General features: G+C 44.4%; 16 protein-coding genes and 1 pseudogene. 5 read left to right on the top strand and 12 right to left on the bottom strand.

Annotation, left to right across the window (positions count from 1 at the left end; genetic code table 11):
- Window positions 1-142 precede the first annotated feature (142 nt).
- Window positions 143-946: a formylglycine-generating enzyme family protein gene (locus MSMAS_RS10270; protein WP_230633232.1), complete on the bottom strand. Its 804-nt coding sequence runs from the start codon at window positions 944-946 to the stop codon at window positions 143-145.
- A 335-nt stretch (window positions 947-1,281) separates the two neighbouring features.
- Window positions 1,282-1,434, bottom strand: coding sequence for a hypothetical protein (locus MSMAS_RS19245; RefSeq protein WP_015412815.1), 153 nt, complete (start codon window positions 1,432-1,434; stop codon window positions 1,282-1,284).
- Between the two features lie 118 nt (window positions 1,435-1,552).
- Between MSMAS_RS19245 and MSMAS_RS10265 the strand changes: the two genes are divergently transcribed.
- A complete protein-coding gene (locus tag MSMAS_RS10265; protein ID WP_015412816.1) occupies window positions 1,553-2,401 on the top strand; it encodes a helix-turn-helix transcriptional regulator in 849 nt (282 codons plus the stop codon).
- Window positions 2,402-2,518: 117 nt separating this feature from the next.
- On the opposite strand, the gene MSMAS_RS10260 is transcribed toward MSMAS_RS10265, so the two are convergent.
- Window positions 2,519-3,310: a DUF429 domain-containing protein gene (locus MSMAS_RS10260; RefSeq protein ID WP_048046534.1), complete on the bottom strand. Its 792-nt coding sequence runs from the start codon at window positions 3,308-3,310 to the stop codon at window positions 2,519-2,521.
- A 170-nt stretch (window positions 3,311-3,480) separates the two neighbouring features.
- On the opposite strand from MSMAS_RS10260, the gene MSMAS_RS10255 reads away from it, so the two are divergent.
- Window positions 3,481-4,107: a restriction endonuclease gene (locus tag MSMAS_RS10255; RefSeq protein WP_011034719.1), complete on the top strand. Its 627-nt coding sequence runs from the start codon at window positions 3,481-3,483 to the stop codon at window positions 4,105-4,107.
- A gap of 52 nt (window positions 4,108-4,159) precedes the next feature.
- On the opposite strand, the gene pheT is transcribed toward MSMAS_RS10255, so the two are convergent.
- Window positions 4,160-5,797: a phenylalanine--tRNA ligase subunit beta gene (gene pheT / locus MSMAS_RS10250; protein ID WP_048043452.1), complete on the bottom strand. Its 1,638-nt coding sequence runs from the start codon at window positions 5,795-5,797 to the stop codon at window positions 4,160-4,162.
- Between the two features lie 203 nt (window positions 5,798-6,000).
- Here pheT and MSMAS_RS10245 point away from each other — a divergent pair.
- Both MSMAS_RS10245 and rnhB read left to right on the top strand, forming a co-directional pair.
- Window positions 6,001-6,843, top strand: a pseudogene (locus MSMAS_RS10245) (Dph6-related ATP pyrophosphatase).
- Window positions 6,844-6,943: 100 nt separating this feature from the next.
- Complete coding sequence (gene rnhB / locus MSMAS_RS10240; protein WP_011034722.1) at window positions 6,944-7,606, top strand: ribonuclease HII; 663 nt, start codon at window positions 6,944-6,946, stop codon at window positions 7,604-7,606.
- A 125-nt stretch (window positions 7,607-7,731) separates the two neighbouring features.
- On the opposite strand, the gene MSMAS_RS10235 is transcribed toward rnhB, so the two are convergent.
- Window positions 7,732-8,574: an MBL fold metallo-hydrolase gene (locus tag MSMAS_RS10235; RefSeq protein WP_011034723.1), complete on the bottom strand. Its 843-nt coding sequence runs from the start codon at window positions 8,572-8,574 to the stop codon at window positions 7,732-7,734.
- Window positions 8,575-8,913: 339 nt separating this feature from the next.
- On the opposite strand from MSMAS_RS10235, the gene MSMAS_RS10230 reads away from it, so the two are divergent.
- Window positions 8,914-9,660 (top strand): hypothetical protein, encoded by a 747-nt coding sequence (locus MSMAS_RS10230; RefSeq protein ID WP_011034724.1) that lies wholly within the window; start codon window positions 8,914-8,916, stop codon window positions 9,658-9,660.
- Window positions 9,661-9,798: 138 nt separating this feature from the next.
- On the opposite strand, the gene MSMAS_RS10225 is transcribed toward MSMAS_RS10230, so the two are convergent.
- The 7 genes from MSMAS_RS10225 to MSMAS_RS10195 all read right to left on the bottom strand — a co-directional run bounded on the left by MSMAS_RS10225 (window position 9,799) and on the right by MSMAS_RS10195 (window position 17,098).
- Window positions 9,799-10,401: an aminodeoxychorismate/anthranilate synthase component II gene (locus MSMAS_RS10225; protein WP_196296695.1), complete on the bottom strand. Its 603-nt coding sequence runs from the start codon at window positions 10,399-10,401 to the stop codon at window positions 9,799-9,801.
- Window positions 10,402-10,446: 45 nt separating this feature from the next.
- On the bottom strand, window positions 10,447-12,285 hold the full coding sequence (trpE, locus tag MSMAS_RS10220) for an anthranilate synthase component I (protein ID WP_048040631.1): 1,839 nt from the start codon (window positions 12,283-12,285) through the stop codon (window positions 10,447-10,449).
- A complete protein-coding gene (locus tag MSMAS_RS10215; RefSeq protein WP_011034727.1) occupies window positions 12,272-12,976 on the bottom strand; it encodes a phosphoribosylanthranilate isomerase in 705 nt (234 codons plus the stop codon). Before MSMAS_RS10215 ends, trpE begins: the two co-directional genes overlap by 14 nt.
- Window positions 12,973-14,085 (bottom strand): anthranilate phosphoribosyltransferase, encoded by a 1,113-nt coding sequence (gene trpD / locus MSMAS_RS10210; protein ID WP_011034728.1) that lies wholly within the window; start codon window positions 14,083-14,085, stop codon window positions 12,973-12,975. Before trpD ends, MSMAS_RS10215 begins: the two co-directional genes overlap by 4 nt.
- Window positions 14,086-14,117: 32 nt before the next feature.
- Window positions 14,118-14,933, bottom strand: a complete 816-nt coding sequence (gene trpA, locus MSMAS_RS10205) for a tryptophan synthase subunit alpha (protein WP_011034729.1) — start codon at window positions 14,931-14,933, stop codon at window positions 14,118-14,120.
- 1 nt (window position 14,934) lies between these two features.
- Entirely contained in the window at window positions 14,935-16,146 is a 1,212-nt protein-coding gene (gene trpB, locus MSMAS_RS10200) for a tryptophan synthase subunit beta (protein ID WP_011034730.1), read from the bottom strand.
- A gap of 148 nt (window positions 16,147-16,294) precedes the next feature.
- Window positions 16,295-17,098: an indole-3-glycerol-phosphate synthase gene (locus tag MSMAS_RS10195; RefSeq protein ID WP_011034731.1), complete on the bottom strand. Its 804-nt coding sequence runs from the start codon at window positions 17,096-17,098 to the stop codon at window positions 16,295-16,297.
- Window positions 17,099-17,560 lie beyond the last annotated feature (462 nt).

The raw sequence follows: 17,560 nt of genomic DNA, 5'->3' as shown, positions 1-17,560 counted from the left end.
AGAGTGTCTCTACCCGACAGACACAAATTTAGTCGCCTCCTAAATCGTCGAAAGCACCTTGAACTCTTTTTTGCCCCCGCCTGAGAAAAACGGGCAGGGGTCAGGGGTGCTGAAACCGGGGATAATGATAAAAATAGTAAAATTATATCTGAAAATTATATTCTCTGACTATTCTGAACCCCAGGCTATTGAGCTTTTTATCCTGGGCAGCAAAAAGCCTTTCAGCCGACCTGCAGCAACCTGCGTTCCCATTCCACCCGCCGCCTCTCCTTATCCTTACAGGGACAGATACGCTGGGAAAAAGGCTTTCCCATGCTCTCCCGTCTGAAGGCGCCCCTTTGTAGCTTATGTGGTATTCATCCTGCATCCATTCCCCCACGTTTCCGTAAAGGTCGTAAAATCCCCAGGGGTTAGGATTTTTCAGGCCCACTGGATGAGTCTCAAGTCCGGAGTTCTCAAGAAACCAGGCATATTCTTTAAGTTTCGATTCATCATCGCCGAAAAAATAGCTGCCTGAATTTCCTGCCCTTGCGGCATATTCCCACTCGGCTTCCGTAGGGAGTCTGTAGACCGGACTTTTTTCCCCAGTATCTTCTAACGCATTGAGTTTCCGGACAAACTCCTGAGCTTCTTTCCAGGAGACATTTTCAACCGGATGTTTCTCATCCCTGAAATATGAGGGGTTATTTCCCATTACTCTACACCATTGTTCCTGGGTAACCGGATATTTACCAAGATAAAAAGGCTTTTTAATGGTTACTTCATGCACAGGGCTTTCCCAGAGCTTTCTGCGTTTCTCGTTTAATGGAGAGCCCATTAAAAATTCTCCTGCAGGTACCAGGACAAACTCTATCCCTATTGCGTTTCTGATCTGACGTTCTGCAGTGACATTATTTTTTACATGAACTGGAATTTCGATTAAGTTCTGAGACAAACTTTTAACCATGTCCTCTACTGCGCTAGATGAATTTCTGGCTGGATTTCTACTTAAATCTTCAGTTACTTCTTCAGTTAAATGCCCTTTCATACCCTCAATTGAATCTTCAGTAAAAAATCTAGCCGAGTTTTCAGTTAAACCTTCTTTAAAATTGTTAACAATGGAATTGGAATCTTCAAAGCTAATACATTCTCCGTAAAAATATATGTTTGAATCCAGCGGTCTCACATCTCCATATGAATCAATATTCTGCAGATAATATTCTAAAGCTTTCTGTTTCTGTTATATATTTTTTGTTCTTTCCTGTTTGGTATTCCGTTTACTTTTTTCCCTCTTCTTTTCGTTTATTTTCTTTCGTTTTCTTTTGTTTCTTTCGTTTCTTTCGTTTTCTTTTCATTTATTCTCTTCTTTCCTTTTCTCTTTTCATTTATTCTCTTCTCTTCTTTTCCTTCCCTTCTCTTTCTCTCCTTTCCTTTTTTCTCTCTTTTCTCGCTCAATTTTTAATTCTGGATGTCTAAGAACTTGAAAACTAACTGAGAGAAATAACCGCGCTCAAAAATCAAAAAGTTTTTAGGGCATTGTTGTAGAAATTAGAGGGCAACTGAAGGTGAGCGCGTGAAACAGTCACTTATCAATCTTATCTTCTTTTCTGACAGGAGAAAAGAGCTTTTGTTTCTTCTCAGGGAAGGGCCAAGAGATATTGATGCAATCAAAGAATTGCTCAATGTAGATGCCGGCACGATCCAGCCCCATATAAAAAAAATGAAGGATGCTCACCTGCTTGTCGAGGAAAAAAAGGTCTACAGCCTGTCTGAAATCGGAAAAGTAATAGTCGAAAATCTGGCTCCTTTCCTGAATACGATTGAGGTTTTTGAAGTCAATGAAGATTACTGGAAAACGCATGACTTAACCTCGGTTCCAGATTTTCTTCTGGACAGGATTGATGAGCTCGGGCATTGCGAACTTCTTGAGCCCGATGTGGAACATATGCTTGAAACGCCAAAAGCTTTCATAGAAAATATAGCTAGTTCTAATGAGATACTTACTTTTGTATCTTATTTTCATCCTGAAGCCCCTTCCCTGTACGCAGACCTTGCGGAAAAAGGGACTAAAATAACACTCTGTATGGCAGAAAACGTAATATTGCGCCTGTTCTCCAGTTTTCCGGAAGAAGCTGAAAGGCTTTCCATAAGTGAAAATTCAAAAATATTTGTCTGCCAGAAGCCCGCGCCAATCCCTTCAATTGTTGTAACTGACAGGTTCCTTTCACTCAAACTCTTCGAAAACGGAGGAAAATTGAGGGATCAGATACTTATATCCACTGAGAAAAAAGCTCTGGACTGGGGAAGGGATCTTTTCTGGCACTGCATGGAAGTGGTCGAACCGGTAGAAGGAAAAACATTCTTCCAGCTTCTTGCGAAGCGTCAGCCTGTCTGCAACAGGCATTCCGTAAATGTGGACTAAATGCGGCATGGGCAGGCTCAGGCAGGTAATCTTCATTCAGAGCCCATGATTTTTATCAGGATAATTTTGAGCTGTTAACAGATTTTTTTCAGATTATTTAGAGCAGTTAACAGATTTCTAATCAGTATTGGAGCTGAAGTATAACATCTGCATTTTCAGTCCCATGCTGTCGATTTCAGGTTTGTCGGGCACATACACAAACCCGTATTTGTTCCCCATCAGTGCAGTAAGAGCAGCTACAAGCGCATCCAGAACATCATCTTTTGCAAGATCCTTTCTTCTGTATTTTGAAAGGGAGTATTCTATTATTTTGCATGCAGCTATTTCACCTGAAGATTTGCAGACCCTGCCCAGGGCTTTTTTTCTCTCAAGAAAACCTTCGGCTTTCTTTTTTGAGAATTTCATGGGGGAGCCTTCAAAAGCCTGGAAACAGATTTCAGGTCCCACTTCCCTGACCTTTTCCCTGTAATTTTCATTTTTTACCAGAAAACTGTCCACATCCCGGATTTTAGGGACTATATTCCATGCCTGCTTTGAGATCCGTTTTCCAGTGAGCTTCTCATTTACCTCGCAGGCTTTCTCATAACTTTCCGCATAAACCGCTTCCCTGCATGGCACAGGGAAAATACTTGACTTTCGAGATTTCAGGATTTTTCTGGCTTCAGTATCGGCAAGTCGTTCTCCGGCACCCCCGTTTTTCAGGCCAACAGGAATGTCGATAAGGACTAAAGGCTCTGCCTGAGTATAATTATTTTCCAGAAAATCCATCAGTAACGAAAATTCAGGGAACAGGGCAACTTCCCATTTGCAGTCATTTTCTTTTTCTCTTTCATCTTTTTCTTCTTCAAGGAACACCGCAAACCAGCCTGCTCTGCAGCCGTCGACCCCGACAAAGACCTTTTTGCCCATACCTGTACTGAGAGCATAAACTTAAAGAATTTTTCCTGCGGAGATAATAGCTGCTGGAAACCGTTAATTAGCTGCAATATATACGAGTAGCTGCAATGTATACAAATAGCTGCAATATATACGAATAATACTACGATCAGTGGGATACATTATAAAATCGGAGACAGGTTATGAAGTTCTGGTTGCTCAAAGCCGCAGGCACTCTGGAAGACGAAGAGATAATCCTTGAGAACAGCGTGATTACCATCGGGGGGGCGGAATTTCCGGATTTATCCGGCATTAAAGAGAAAGAACAGGTAGAAAAGGTCATAATTGAGAAATATCCCGGCATGAAGGGTAAGCTTTCTGATAAATGGGCAGGGGAAATCTTCTTTTTCATTACAAATATCAAAAAAGGTGACCTCGTTGCAGTCCCGCTAAAGACCAGAAACGAAGTGCTTATCGGAAAGGTCACCGGAGATTACGAATACCGCCAGCTCAGCGATTTTATCAGCCATACCAGAAAAGTAAGGTGGCTTAAAACAATCTCCAAAGGAGAATTTGAAGAAGAATATGATGTTGACCTTAATTCTCCTGAAGCCCTTTCCCTTATAAATACAGACTTTCAAAAACTTTCCGAACTTGTTGAAGTAAAAAGCCTGGAAACCATTACACAGGAGCTTTTCTTAGCTCTTGAAGACCTTAACTTGACCAGGGAGAAATTGCTTGAGCTTACCAGTAGGCTGGCTGAAACCGAAGAAATATCCGAAATCAGGAGAATTGCAGAGGAAATGGAAAAAATATTGGAAGAGAATTGAAGGAAAGGAAAAATTAAGTAAAGGAGAGGAAAAAACCTCTTCTTAACCAGAATTAAATATTTTTACCTATGAGGTCATTCAGGTCAAGTTCGAATCCTACAACGGCATACCCGAGTGAAAACTTGCTTATTACCTCAGGGTGTAATTCTCCGAAAACTCCAAGCTTTTTACCGTTGACGTAAACATCTGCCCGCCTGCCTTCAAGGAATGCGGGGTCTTTTGACTCTTTTACTTCATAAGAGAGCATCATCTCCCTCATAAAGGCGTCAACTACCTCATATACTTCGGTGAAGTTTGCCTGTGGGTGGATGGAGACCGCAGCAACGTGCTGACCTGTTGTTTCATTGCTTACCACCTCTCCGAACTCAAATATCTTCTGTGGAAGTTCCCTGTGCTGGTTTAAGGCAAGGATTTCAAGAAGATTGGGGAGCACGGTTGTCCTGAGCATGGTCTGGTCTTCGCTTATCGGGTGAAGCACGTAGGTAACATCATCAGTCTTTTCTCTGCACATGTTTTCAAAGTTGACCTTTTCGCTGGTAAGCGTGAAGGGCATAACCTCATAATAACCGAGCCCGACCATTATTTCGTTTACCGGAGCCCGCATAAGGGAAATCGGGTGGGACTTGCCTGCGGTATAGGTCTCAGGGATCTTTACCTTGATATTCTCGTAACCATAGCCTTTGGCAATGTCCTCCACAAGGTCATAATTGTGCAGGATATCTGCCCTGTAAGCCGGAACCCTTACCTCAACAGTTTCCTTATCCAGGGCGCATGCCCCAAAGCGCATCCTTTCAAGCTGTTTTACTATCTCTTCAACCGGGAGTTCCATGCCTATCAGGGACTTTACCTCGCCTGTTGTAAGCAGCCTTTCTTCTGGCTCAAGGTCAGGCAGGACAAGCTCTTCGCCTCCGGGGCGGATTACCCTTACAAACTCAATTTCTCCGCCTCTTTCGGCAAGGGCTGTGACAACGATGTTTAAAGCCGTATACACAGCTTCCCCAAGCCCTGTAACGTCAATGAAAAGGTCTGTTGTCTCTTCGGTCACAGATGTGAGTGTGCCGTTGATAATTGGAGGGAAGGACAGCACATTGTCGTCTGCGTCCAGGATGATCGGGTATTTTTCAAAACCGCTAACGAGATGGGCAAACCTTGTGCCTTTGGGATGTTTTTCAAGGATTTCTGTCATGCTCATCTTTTCCGTGTAGTCAAGAGGCACGAACTCGAACCCCGGGTCCACTGCCATATACCTGAAAGGCGGCTTCACATTTTTGAGGTCGTGGACTCCTATAGAAACTTTTTTCCTGTTTCTACCGAGGCCCCAGTGAAGGTCTTCCTGAAGGTCCATGAGGGACTTTATGGAAGAGGAAGTGAACTTAACTCCCCTTACGACCGCGCACCCAAGGAAAGGCCTGATTTTCAGGATATCCTCACTTACGGATATGGACACCTTATAGGGCTTTATCTCGTATTCGGGAAGTCCGGTCTCAAGGTCCAGAAAACCCCGCATTGCCCTGGCTGCCCCTTCCACACTGTAGAGGTCAGGCCTGTCAGGGAAGAACTCGATGTCAACGTATTCGTCTTCAACCCTTTCAATATCGGCCCCTATCATGGGCACTCTTTTTATGATGGTTTCCTTGTCTGTTCCCGTGAGTTTCTCGAGGTCTTCATAATGCAAGGTGATTACTGGCATAGGGATTTCATCTCATCTGTTGCTGGCTAACTTAACCCCAAAAATAATCTACTTTAGATTTAATGCTTTTGTTAGGGGATTGTTAGAAAAGTTTCAGAGTAAACAGTATCTCTTAATATTATATGGCTTTTTTGAGGGGCATTCTGGCAGAGAGCCGGTAAAAAACAAAATCTTTTTTTTCAAATTGTGCATGTGTACAGGAGATGAACACAGAGCCCGTTTTAATCAGGAGTGATGGAATCAAAAAAGATGACGATAAAAGTGATAACTGCAAGATCGATAAAGGAAAGGTGGATAAAGAAAAGATCGATAAGGGAAATCTCGATGAAGAAGATGTCGATGAAGAAGAAGTCGATGAAAAAAAGGTCGATGAAGAAAAGGCAGATAAAGGAAGGGTGGTTGTTTCCTGGACCGGAGGTAAGGACGGTTGCCTCGCGTGTTATGGGGCAATCTTGGAAGGTTTTGAGGTGACCCACCTCCTGAACTTCAGAGAAATCCGGAGGCGCGGCTCCCATGACATCAATCCTGCTCTTCTTTATGCACAGGCTGAAGCTCTCGGGATTCCCCTTATCCATAAGGACTTTATTTCATATGAACAGGAATTCAAAAAAGCGGTCCGTAATTTAAGAAATAATGGAGAGAAAATCGATGGGGCAGTTTTCGGGCATATCGAGACTCACAGGAAACTTGTAGACAGGATCTGCGGAGAACTGTGCCTCGAGTTGATAATGCCGCTCTGGCAGAAGAATTCCAGGTAGATTATAAATAGCCTCATAGATTCGGGGTTTGAGGTGATACTTATCAGTGTCAAAGCCGATTTGCTGGGAAAAGAGTGGCTTGGCAGAAAGATCGATGAAAATTTCATATGCGACCTGAAAAAGCACAATCCTTCAATCGATCCATGCGGTGAAAACGGGGAGTTCCATACTTTTGTCACCGACTGTCCGCTGTTCAAAAATAAAATAAAGGTGACGGAGAGTGAAATGGTTTTGAGGGGAGGCTACTGGTTCCTGGAAATTTCAAAGTTAGAAGCCGGGAAAAAATAAGCCTGCATTATTAAGACTATTTAATACTTTTAAAAATGTACCTGTACCTACTTTTATAAAGTAAAAAAGCTCTCTTCCTTCAGCAGGAGATAACCATAGAATGATGATCGCAGGAATTGATGAAGCCGGAAAAGGTCCGGTAATCGGGCCCATGTGCATAGGAGGCGTAAAAATCGATGAATCCAAAGCCCACATACTCAAAGTTCTGGGAGTTGCGGACTCCAAAAAGCTGACGCCGAAAAAGAGGGAGCAGCTTGCATCCCAGATAAAAAAGCATGCTGACGGCTATTTTATTTTTGAGGTCAGCCCTTCTCAGATTGACGAGCTCCGGAAAATAATGAGCATGAACGAGATCATGGTTGTCTGCTTTGCAAAAGTGCTTGAGCAGCTTAAGCCGGATATCGTGTATGCAGATGCCGCTGATGTAAAAGCTGAACGCTTTGCCGAAAACCTGCTCAGGCAGTACGCAAAAACCAGCCCTGACCATGCAAAGAAAATAAAGGTAGTCTCCATGCACCAGGCAGATGCGATTTATCCTGTGGTGTCGGCAGCCTCTATCATTGCAAAGGTGCGCAGGGACGAGCTGATAGAAGAGCTCAAAAGAGAATGGTGCATAGATTTCGGAAGCGGCTATCCTTCGGACCCCAAGACCAGAGGGTTCCTGCTGAAATGGGGAAAAGAGCACGGAGGAGATTTTCCCGATATCGTCAGGCAGTCCTGGCAGACTGTGGAAAATATCCGTGAAGAATTGAAAAAAAGCTGAATAACAAGGCTGAATAAAAAAATAAATAAAGGGCTGGAAGAAAAGGCTGGAGGAAAAAATTCCCAGTAATTTTCAGAACTGCTCCGTTCTCCTTTAAATCAAGCCTGTGGAAAAAGAAAAAATAGTTAAAGGTACTCAATTTGCAGCCCGGCTCCCACTTCTTCAAGCCTGCAAACCTTTGAAAGCTCGATTTTTGAATTCAGGTCAGTACAGTGGCACGCATGGACACAGGCAGGGTTAAGTTTTTTAAGGTATTCGAGAGTTCCCCGCATCCGTTCTTCCGAGGGTTTCAGGAGATGAAAGCCACCTATTATATCAAGGACCCTGCTGTCTCCGCAGACCTCTTTTGCATACTCCGTGATATTACAGATCCCTGAATGGGAACAGCCCGTGATGATTACAAGCCCTGCCCTAGTCCTGTACGCAAGAGCGGTGTCGTCCGGAAGGAGGTCGGGAACTTTATTTCCTTTGCTGTCCTGCACATATCCGACAGCTGCCTCTTTCTCAAAGGAGAAGTTCCTGGGAATCTCTCCAAGGAAAACCAGATTCTCGCTCAACCAGACAGGAATGCTTGAAAGCTGCATCCTGAAATGTCCCGAGAGTTTTTTAGGAGTTAGCAGGCTTCCGATTTCTCCAATATCTTCAATTTTTTTGCTTTCGAAGGCAAGGGGATGGGCTATAAGAACTGGAGACCTGAAAGGAAGTTTTTCTATCCCTGCTTCAAGGAATAAGCGGACCAGGGGCTCAAGTCCCCAGCTGTGGTCCAGGTGCCCGTGGGAGAGTACCACGTAATCAAGGTCCAGAAGTGAAAGCCCCATTTTCCGGGCGTTTTTGAGGAAAATATCCGAGTATCCGGTATCAAAAAGCACTCTGGTGCCAGAGTCCTCCAGCAGGAAGGACAGACCGGGTTCGGCAAGGAAATACCTGTCAATAAGGGTGTTATTGTCAACAAGGACCGTGAGTTTCATGAAGAGTTAAATTTGCCTGAAGCGTATATAAGTGTATTATAGCAATGTTACTAAACCTGTAAAATAACAATGTTACTAAACATGTAAAATAGCAATGTTACTAAACCTGTAAAATAACAATGTTACTAAACCTGTAAAATAACAATGTTACTAAACCTGTAAAACATCATCCAGTTTTTCCTTTTTGCACTGTCTTCTTTTATTCTTAAAATTGTAACCTGAAACTCTTTACAAATTTCCAAAAATATAGGAAGACTAATATCTGAGTATTCCTATATAAATAACTAAATTCTTAAAACTGGTATTTTTTACAGGATTTTACTTGAAAGGGGTTTAAATATGTTCTCAATAAACGAACAAAAAGCTATTGAACTTGGAGAATCTGGAGAAAAAGCAGTAAGGGAACAGAATGAATATGACGCTCTTCAATATGTTGAGTACCTCCGGGAGTTCGGAGAAGAACTGCTCAGCGCAGACTTTGAAACAGATTTAAAAAGAGTCGCCATTTCCCTCAGGAACATAGGTAATAAAGCTGTCCAGAAGAATTTTGGATCGGTTGCATCCGGTGCTGTGGAGGTAGTTGATTCTCTTGCGGGTTCTCTGGTAGAAAAAGGATACTCCAATGCTCTCTGGTCTTTCTCAAAAGCCGCACAGGAAATTGGAAAAGGAGCCGCACAGGCTGAAATGCCCGAAACTGCAGAAAATGCCGTGAAGGCTCTTGAGAAGATAGGAAGAGGGGCTGTTGAAAAAAGGATGGAAGTTGTAACCCTCTGGACAACCATGTCGCTTGAAGAAATAGGCTATCTTGCAGGCAAGAAACAGCTTGAAGACCTGAGCAATTCAGCAAAAGATGCGAGGGAAAGAGTTATACAATTTTCAGAGGATAGCGGATTCATTCCAAGAGAACAAATTGTGAAATACCCTCAACTTATCTCCCAGACCTTAAGCGAATTCTCAGACCTGCAGAACCTTCAGCCTGCAGGCTATGGTGAGAACAGACCAAATGAGGAATTCACGGAAGAAGAATTCTTCGAAGAAGAGGCTGAGGAAGAGCCTGAAACGGAGGCTTCTGGAAAAGAAAAATAATACTCACAAGCTGGTAACAGATATAAAGTGAATTAATTTAAGTTAGATTAAGTTCAGTTAAATTCAGCTAAGCTCAGTTAAGTTAGATTCAGTTAAGTTAAATTAATGTAGTTCAGGCAGAAAAAAAGACCCGGCTGTTTAAACAGCCGGCTGCCTTTTTTTAAAGTCCCTTGAGATTTCAAGAAATCTTTCTATTATTTTTAACCCATCCGGGGTAAGTACGGATTCCGGGTGGAACTGCAGTCCGTAGATAGGGAATTCTGAATGTTCAACTGCCATAATGGTTCCGTCTTCTGCAAGGGCAGTAACTTTTATTCCGGGAGCCGGATCTCCAATCTCAAGCGAATGGTAACGGCCTGCTTCAAACTTTTCTTCAAGTGTTGTAAAGAGAGCCGACTCCGCATGCCTGATCCTTGAACTTTTACCGTGCACAGGCCCAACCTTACATCTCCGTACAGGTCCGCCAAATGCCACATTAATTGCCTGGTGACCCAGGCAAACCCCCAGGAGTGGAGTTTCCCTACCCAGTTCCCTGATTATCTCCAGGCAATTCCCTATATCCTTCGGGTCGGAAGGATTTCCTGGACCTGGAGAAATCACAAGTGCATCAGGTTTTATTTCTTTCAATTCTTCCAGAGTAACCGTGTTAGGAAGAACCAGAGTATCTTTTTCGAAATATGAGATGTAATCTACAAGATTCCATACGAAAGAATCTTTATTGTTTATGAAAACTATTTTCATCTGAAAATCCCTTCTGGAGCTTTTATCCGAAGTTTTTTGTTTCACTCAGAGCTCAGTTTCTCCACCTATAGCCGTAAGCATTGCTGCCATTTTCCTTTCTGTTTCCCTGAACTCATATGCAGGATCGGAATCCGCAACAATCCCTGCCCCTGACTGTAATGAAACCTTTTTCCCCTGTATAAGCAGGGTTCTTATCACTATTGCAAAATCAGCGTCCCCGTTCCAGCTGTAATACCCTACCCCACCGCCGTAAATCCCCCTGGGGGCTGTTTCAAGTTCGGAAATGATCTCCATTGCCCGGATTTTCGGAGCTCCTGAAAGGGTCCCTGCAGGAAAGATTGCCCTGAAGGCATCGAACTGGTCGCATTCAGGCCTCAGGGTTCCCGAAACCGTACTTTCTATGTGCTGCACATGAGAATACTTGAGGACTTTCATAAATCCTGAAACTTTTACGGAGCCGCTTTCGCAAACCATGCGGACATCGTTTCTCCCCAGGTCAACCAGCATTACATGTTCTGCCCTTTCTTTTTCGTCATTGAGCATATGGGAAGCCAGTGCTTCGTCCTCAGCTTTAGACTTTCCCCGGGGGCAGGTGCCTGCTATGGGATTTATCATAACTTTACGCTTATGTACAGTCATCAGGGTTTCAGGGCTTGCCCCCACTATTGCCAGGTCTCCGAACTCGAAAATATACATATAAGGACTGGGGTTTATCGCCCTGAGCTGTGCATAAAGCTCAAATGGAGGCTGTTCAAGCCTGAACTCACATTTTCTGGACAGGACAGCCTGGAAGATATCCCCTGCAAAAATGTGTTCTTTTGCCCTGAGTACAGAAATTTCAAACTCAGATCTGTCAGAACTGCAGACCTGTAAAGGTGAACCTGACCCTTCTAACTGTAATCCTGTTGAGTTTGACGCTGTTGACTTTAATTCTGCTGACTGTAATTTCGTTGGCTGTAATTCTGTTGATTGTGGTCCTGCTAACCGATTCAGAAATGCTGCTTTTCCTGTACTTTCATACAGGGAAACTTCCCTGATAGCTGAATAAAGTTTTTCTGCCTCTGAAAGGGCTTCTTCATATATTTTTCCTGTATCCGAGTCTGGATTTATAAAGGGAGTGACCACGATATAGACCTCTTCGGTCAGGTGGTCGAAAACATAACTTTTCGTGACCAGAAGGTACTGAAGTTCCGGGATTTCGGATTCAAAGCCCTTATCAGCCCCAAGCCAGCTGTCATAAACTGCATCATAAGCCGTGTACCCGATAGCTCCTCCGAGAAAAGTCTGCCTTTCAAAGCGCTTTTCATTGAGGAACTCAATCCCGTTTGCCGGAGGAAAAACCAGGCGAAGTGCATCAAAAGAGTCTTTTCCTTCCGGGATAGAGGCCGTGAATTTTCGGAGTTTTCGCACTTCAGTATTCTCTTCTGCATTATCCTCTTCTGCATTATTTTCTTCTCCACGTTTTTTGTTTTTGTTTTTGTTTTCTTTCTCTTTTTCTTTAGCTACTTCTTCTACTTCTTCTCCTGTTCCGGCTGAGCATACTTTTTTCACTTTTGAGACTATTTCTTCAAAAAAATCAGAGGCATTCGGGTTAAGGAGTTCAAGGGAAAGCTTCCTGTCGTTAATTGTCAGGAGAGAATCCGGGGAATTTCCAACAAAAGAATACCTTGCTTTGCTCGCCTGTTTTTCCACGGATTCGAGAAGGTAGGAGTATCCTGAACCTCCTGAACATCCAGATTTTTTCAGTATTTGATAAAGATCGAGAGGAGAACAGGAACGAGAAAAATTTGAATCCACTTTTGCAAGGAGCTGGATAAGACCCGGTTTTTCAAGTCCTGATACAAGTTTCTTAAACTCTTCTTCCCCAATGTCAAAGGAAAGCATTGGCACACCTCACTTCTTCAATAAAACTTCTTATTTTTACGGCATCTTTTTTTCCGAGGATTTCTACTCCAGAAGCCGCATCCACAGCATAGGGGGAAACAATCCTTATTGCCTCCTGTACATTTTCCGGCTTGAGCCCGCCTGCAAGGATTAAAGGAAGTTCAGTCTCGTCAGCGATCCTTCTGCTCAGGTCCCAATCATGAACGTAGCCAGTACCGCCGGTTTTTCCTGCAATCCCGGAATCCAGAAGAATACTGTCCACAACTCCGCTTTCTTCCAGCCTGCGGACCTCATCAAGAAGGCGTTTTACAGGGCTCTGGACTCTGGAAGCTCCCATTCCGGCAGGTACAGAAAGTGTTTTTATAATGGGGATGTCTGTTTTTTCTCTTATTACCTCAAGTTCAACAGAAGGCAGATTTGAGTGGATCTGAACAATATCGGGCCTTACTTTCTCGATGAGTTCCAGAGCCCTCGAAGAGTTTTCAGGCATTATGACCATTACGGAATCAAGACATTCAGGAAGCTTTGAGATCAGGGAAGCTGCAGTGTCAGAATCAAGTTTTCTCGGGCTTTCGATAGGGACTTCGGTTATGAATCCAACTGCATCGGCTCCATAGAGGGCTGCCATTTCCATATCTTCAGGGCTGCACATCCCGCAGATTTTTATTCTGGTTTTCAGTCTTTTTCTCATGCCTGTTCCCCGGAAGCCGGGCTTAACATGGAAACCCTGGAAGGTGACAAAGCTGTTTTTCCCGGGATGAAGCCCTGTTTTTTATCTATTTGATAAAATTCGCCGGTAAAAGTCCTGAACTGGTTGAATTTTACCATTACCTTGCCGCTGTCTATTGCGTCTTCCGCAATAGGAATTGCCTGCCTGATAGACCCCACAATCCCGCTTACGTAAAGGGCTGCAGCTGCATTGAGGATAATAAGGTCCCTTTTAGGCCCTTTTTGCCCCTTAAAAATGCACAGCAGGTCTCTTGCGTTTTCTTTTGGGCTACCTCCCTTTGTGTCTCCCGGGCTTGCCCGCAGCATGCCAAGGGATTCCGGGGTAAGTGTATACGTTGAAACCTTTCCGTTTTTTAATTCCGCAACATAGGTCTCCCCTGTGTTTGTAATTTCATCCATTCCATCCCCGTGCACAACAAGTGCATGTTCTGTTCCGAGTTCTGCAAGAGCATATGCTATGGGTTCGCAGAGGTTTTTATCAAAAACCCCAACAACCTGCCCTTTTGCTCCTGCAGGATTCGTCAGCGGACCAAGGATATTGAAAACCGTTCTCACCCCCAGCTTTTTTCTCACCCCTGCAACCCTCTTCATTGCAGGGTGGAAAACAGGTGCAAACATGAAGCCTATACCTATCTTTTCTATTGTTTTCCTGACATATTCCGGGGAAAGATCCACTTTAATTCCCAGAGCCTCAAGCACGTCGGAACTTCCTGTCATGGAAGTGGCTGCCCTGTTTCCGTGCTTTGCTACGGGAACGCCGGCTGCTGCAGTTACGATTGCAGCTGCAGTTGATACATTGATGGTGTTGAGCCCGTCCCCTCCTGTCCCGCAGGTGTCCACGATCCTGAAGGGGGTGTTTGGTTTGATCATATTTCCAGCTTTTTTCATTCCTCTTACAAAACCGACTATTTCCTGCGGCTTCTCGCCTTTAGCCTTTAGAGCGAGCAGAAATGTCTCTATTTCCCCGTCTTCGGCTGTGCTCAGAACCTCTTCAAGTGCAGCTTCGGCTTCCTCTGAACTCAGATCACAGCCTTCTTCAAGCTTTTTAATATATTCCTTTATTTTCTGCATTTTCCTCTCTCCCATATCCACCTGTTATGCCTTCAGTTCGCTTCAAGCATACCGGATTTGAGTTCCCTTGCAAGGGTTTCCAGTCTTTCGTTTACGTCTGTTCCTTCCTCAATTATCCTCACAAATGCCGAGCCTACAATTACACCATCCGCTCCGGCTTTTCTAACCTCGGCAGCCTGCTCCCCCGTAGAAATCCCGAAGCCAACTGCTTTTGGAATGTCGGTATTTACTCTGGACAGCAGTTCTTTTGTTGAACCTGCAACATCGTCTCTTGCTCCCGTAACTCCGAGCCTTGATACAAGGTAGATGAAACCTGACCCCCTCTGCAGGATTTTTCGGATTCTTGCTTCTGTTGTGGTGGGTGCGACCAGAAATATAAGGTCAAGTCCATGGGCATCGCAGCCTGTTTTCAGGTCAGCTGCTTCCTCTACCGGGATATCGGGTATTATAAGTCCGCTAATTCCTGCCTCTGCGGCATTTTCTACAAATTTCTCTACTCCATACCTGAAAACAGGGTTATAGTAAGTCATGCACACAAGAGGGACATCAACCTCAAGGGCTCTGGCAAACGCGAAGTAGCGTTCAATATCCATGCCTTCTGCAAGTGCTCTCTGTCCTGCTACCTGGATAGTAGGTCCGTCGGCTACAGGGTCTGAGAACGGGAACCCGAGTTCGATTATATCTGCTCCCCCTTTTGCCAGGGCTTTTACAACCTCTGAGCTTGCCTCAAAAGTGGGATCACCTGCCATCACATAACCTATAAGAGCTCCTTCTTTTTTCTCCCTGAGTTCATCGAATTTTTCGGAAATTTTTGGTCTTTTAAGAACCGCCTTAAGTTCAGTTTTCATTTCATATCCCTCTCTTCAGGCTCAGTACGGTTTCCAGGTCTTTGTCCCCTCGTCCTGAAAGGTTTACAACCACAAATTCCCCGAGTTCTCCTGATTCAGCAGCCTTTTTAAGGTATGCAAGGGCATGGGAGGATTCAAGGGCAGGAATAATCCCTTCAAGCCTGCTCAGCTCGTTAAAAGCTTCAACTGCTTCGTCGTCTGTCACGTAACGGGCTGTAACCCTGCCGCTTTCTGCCAGGGAAGCCAGTTCAGGTCCCACTCCTGAATAGTCAAGCCCGGCAGACACGGATTCTGACTCAAGGATCTGCCCGTTTTTGTCCTGCAGAACCTTTGTCCTTGCCCCATGCAGGATTCCTTCTTCTCCTGCGCAGAGGGAAGCTGAGTGAAGAGCTGCTTTTTCCGTGCATCTCAAAGCTTTTCCTCCGGCTTCCACAGCAATCAGCCTGACATCCCGGTCTTCGATAAACGGATAGAAAGTCCCCATTGCATTGCTCCCTCCTCCTGCGCAGGCGATTATTGTGTCGGGAAGCCTGCCTTCTTTTTCCATTGCCTGCTCCTTTACTTCCCGCCCTATTACGCTCTGGAAGTCCCTTACGATCATGGGATAGGGATGGGGACCCACAACCGAGCCTATAAGGTAATGTGTGTTTCCTATGTTCGTAACCCAGTCCCTGAAAGCCTCGTTGATCGCGTCCTTGAGTGTTTTTGAGCCAGTCTTTACGGGTTTTACCTCGGTTCCCATGAGTTCCATTCTGTATGCATTCATCTGCTGTCGTTTGACATCTTTTGCCCCCATGTAGACGACAGTTTCAAACCCCAGGTTTGCCCCTGCCATTGCAGTTGCAGTCCCGTGCTGTCCTGCTCCGGTTTCGGCAATCAGCCTGGTTTTTCCCATATATTTCGCAAGGAGGGCCTGCCCTATGGCGTTGTTTAACTTGTGGGCTCCTCCGTGCACAAGGTCTTCCCTCTTGAGGTAGATCTTTGTCCCATATTTCTTGCTGAGGTTCCGGGCAAGATAAAGAGGAGTTTCTCTGCCCGCAAAATCCCTGAGATAGTGGTCGAGTTCTGCAAGGAATTCAGGATCGTTTTTGTATCTCTCATAACCTTCCTCAAGCTCTTCCAGAGCCGGCATGAGGACTTCTGGCACGTACTGCCCTCCATATTTCCCGTACTTTCCTTTTACCTGTAATTCTGAAATTATAGCTGCTGCCAATTTGATTACTCCTTTATTTTCCTGATTTATGGTTTATTTAGTCGTGATTTTATGAAAAAGAATTATTTACCTGGTTTTGAAGTGAAAAAGGATTTTTTAGCCTTATTTTCGCAGGCTAAAACTCCTGAAAATCGAAAAAAAGCAGTTATTAACGCCAGCAAAAGCCCTGGACGAATTCTTTAGTTTTGTCGAAAACCGAGTCACTTTCCATAAGTGCAGACCCTATAAGCACAGCGTCTGCCCCTGCCAGCATCAATCGCCTGACATCTGAGGGACTGTTCATCCCGCTCTCGCTTATGATAAGATGGCTGGTCCCGTGTTCAAGGTCGTATTCCCGGATGAGGGGTGCAAGCTCTTCCGTGGTAGCCAGGTCGATTTTAAGGGTCTCGAAATTCCGGTTGTTGACCCCTATTATTTTTGTATCCGTTTCCAGGGCAAGTTCAAGCTCTTCCCTGCTGTGCACCTCTACAAGGGGCTCAAATCCTTTTTCAATGGCAAGCTCGACAAATGCTCCAAGCTCTTTTCCAAGGATTCCTGCTATCAGGAGCACGAGATCGCTTCCCTCTTCTTCAAGCTGCACTCTATCAATAATGAAGTCCTTCCTGAGTACAGGCAGGCACACAGTTTTCCTTACTTCTTTCAGGTTTTCTAGCGAACCCCGAAACACTCCCGGCTCTGTAAGGACAGAGATTGCAACAGCACCTGCTTCCTCCATTTCCAGTGCAAGATCAGCAGCCACGGACGGCGGAACTTCCCTGAAACTCTTTCCAGGGGACGCAGGCTTGACCTCTGCAATTACAGGAACCCTGCCTTCTGCCTGTGCGGCTGCCACAGCGGCAATAAAGTCTCTTTTCCGGAACTGCGGCTGCGATCTCTTTTTGTAAGCATCAGGCCCAAAAGTTTGGATTCGGGTCTTTGTTGTGTTAAGGATATGGAGAATTGAATCGTGCATTATGAATCACTGACGTATAGTTGTGTACAACAATGTCTAATGCTGTACTTGATATAAAAAGATTTCGGATGATGACAGGAGTTTAAAAAGTAACCACTTAGAAGTGACGGATTAAGAGTTCTGCGGATTTTGAGTAAATTTATCAGTTCTGCCGGGGTACAGGCTGAAGAAATCGCTGACAGTTCATTTCTACACAGAAACGCTGTCGTGCCATGCAGTTTGAGAAAAACTGATAGACTCTGATGAACATTCCCTCAAGTATGGGAAACACTTCTTTTGATCTTCAGGTGTTTGATGAATTTTAAAGGCAAAAATTGAAATTACAAAAAATCTGTATTAAATTTTTCCAGTAGAAATAAAGGGGTAAAAAATGGACCCGTATAACAATGCCTGACCAATTATCCAGCAAAAAGGTTGTGACTTGAATGATTCTTTAGTCAGGTTATTGCTTTCCTCAATTAC

Origin of the sequence: Methanosarcina mazei S-6 (assembly GCF_000970205.1) — an archaeon.
Classification (GTDB): Archaea; Halobacteriota; Methanosarcinia; order Methanosarcinales; family Methanosarcinaceae; genus Methanosarcina; species Methanosarcina mazei.
The sequence above is the reverse complement of the archived record's forward strand: the minus strand, read 5'-3'. Positions and strand labels throughout refer to the sequence as shown.

What these genes read in the sequence shown, in the direction of transcription:
- trpA (WP_011034729.1), bottom strand. Translation starts at nt 14,933, where the DNA reads ATGAAAACTGAACTTAAGGCGGTTCTTAAAAGACCAAAAATTTCCGAA.
- pheT (WP_048043452.1), bottom strand. Translation starts at nt 5,797, where the DNA reads ATGCCAGTAATCACCTTGCATTATGAAGACCTCGAGAAACTCACGGGA.
- MSMAS_RS10255 (WP_011034719.1), top strand. Translation starts at nt 3,481, where the DNA reads ATGAAGTTCTGGTTGCTCAAAGCCGCAGGCACTCTGGAAGACGAAGAG.
- trpE (WP_048040631.1), bottom strand. Translation starts at nt 12,285, where the DNA reads ATGCTTTCCTTTGACATTGGGGAAGAAGAGTTTAAGAAACTTGTATCA.
- rnhB (WP_011034722.1), top strand. Translation starts at nt 6,944, where the DNA reads ATGATGATCGCAGGAATTGATGAAGCCGGAAAAGGTCCGGTAATCGGG.
- MSMAS_RS10225 (WP_196296695.1), bottom strand. Translation starts at nt 10,401, where the DNA reads ATGAAAATAGTTTTCATAAACAATAAAGATTCTTTCGTATGGAATCTT.
- MSMAS_RS10270 (WP_230633232.1), bottom strand. Translation starts at nt 946, where the DNA reads ATGGTTAAAAGTTTGTCTCAGAACTTAATCGAAATTCCAGTTCATGTA.
- MSMAS_RS10215 (WP_011034727.1), bottom strand. Translation starts at nt 12,976, where the DNA reads ATGAGAAAAAGACTGAAAACCAGAATAAAAATCTGCGGGATGTGCAGC.
- MSMAS_RS10260 (WP_048046534.1), bottom strand. Translation starts at nt 3,310, where the DNA reads ATGGGCAAAAAGGTCTTTGTCGGGGTCGACGGCTGCAGAGCAGGCTGG.
- trpD (WP_011034728.1), bottom strand. Translation starts at nt 14,085, where the DNA reads ATGCAGAAAATAAAGGAATATATTAAAAAGCTTGAAGAAGGCTGTGAT.
- MSMAS_RS10230 (WP_011034724.1), top strand. Translation starts at nt 8,914, where the DNA reads ATGTTCTCAATAAACGAACAAAAAGCTATTGAACTTGGAGAATCTGGA.
- MSMAS_RS10195 (WP_011034731.1), bottom strand. Translation starts at nt 17,098, where the DNA reads ATGCACGATTCAATTCTCCATATCCTTAACACAACAAAGACCCGAATC.
- MSMAS_RS10235 (WP_011034723.1), bottom strand. Translation starts at nt 8,574, where the DNA reads ATGAAACTCACGGTCCTTGTTGACAATAACACCCTTATTGACAGGTAT.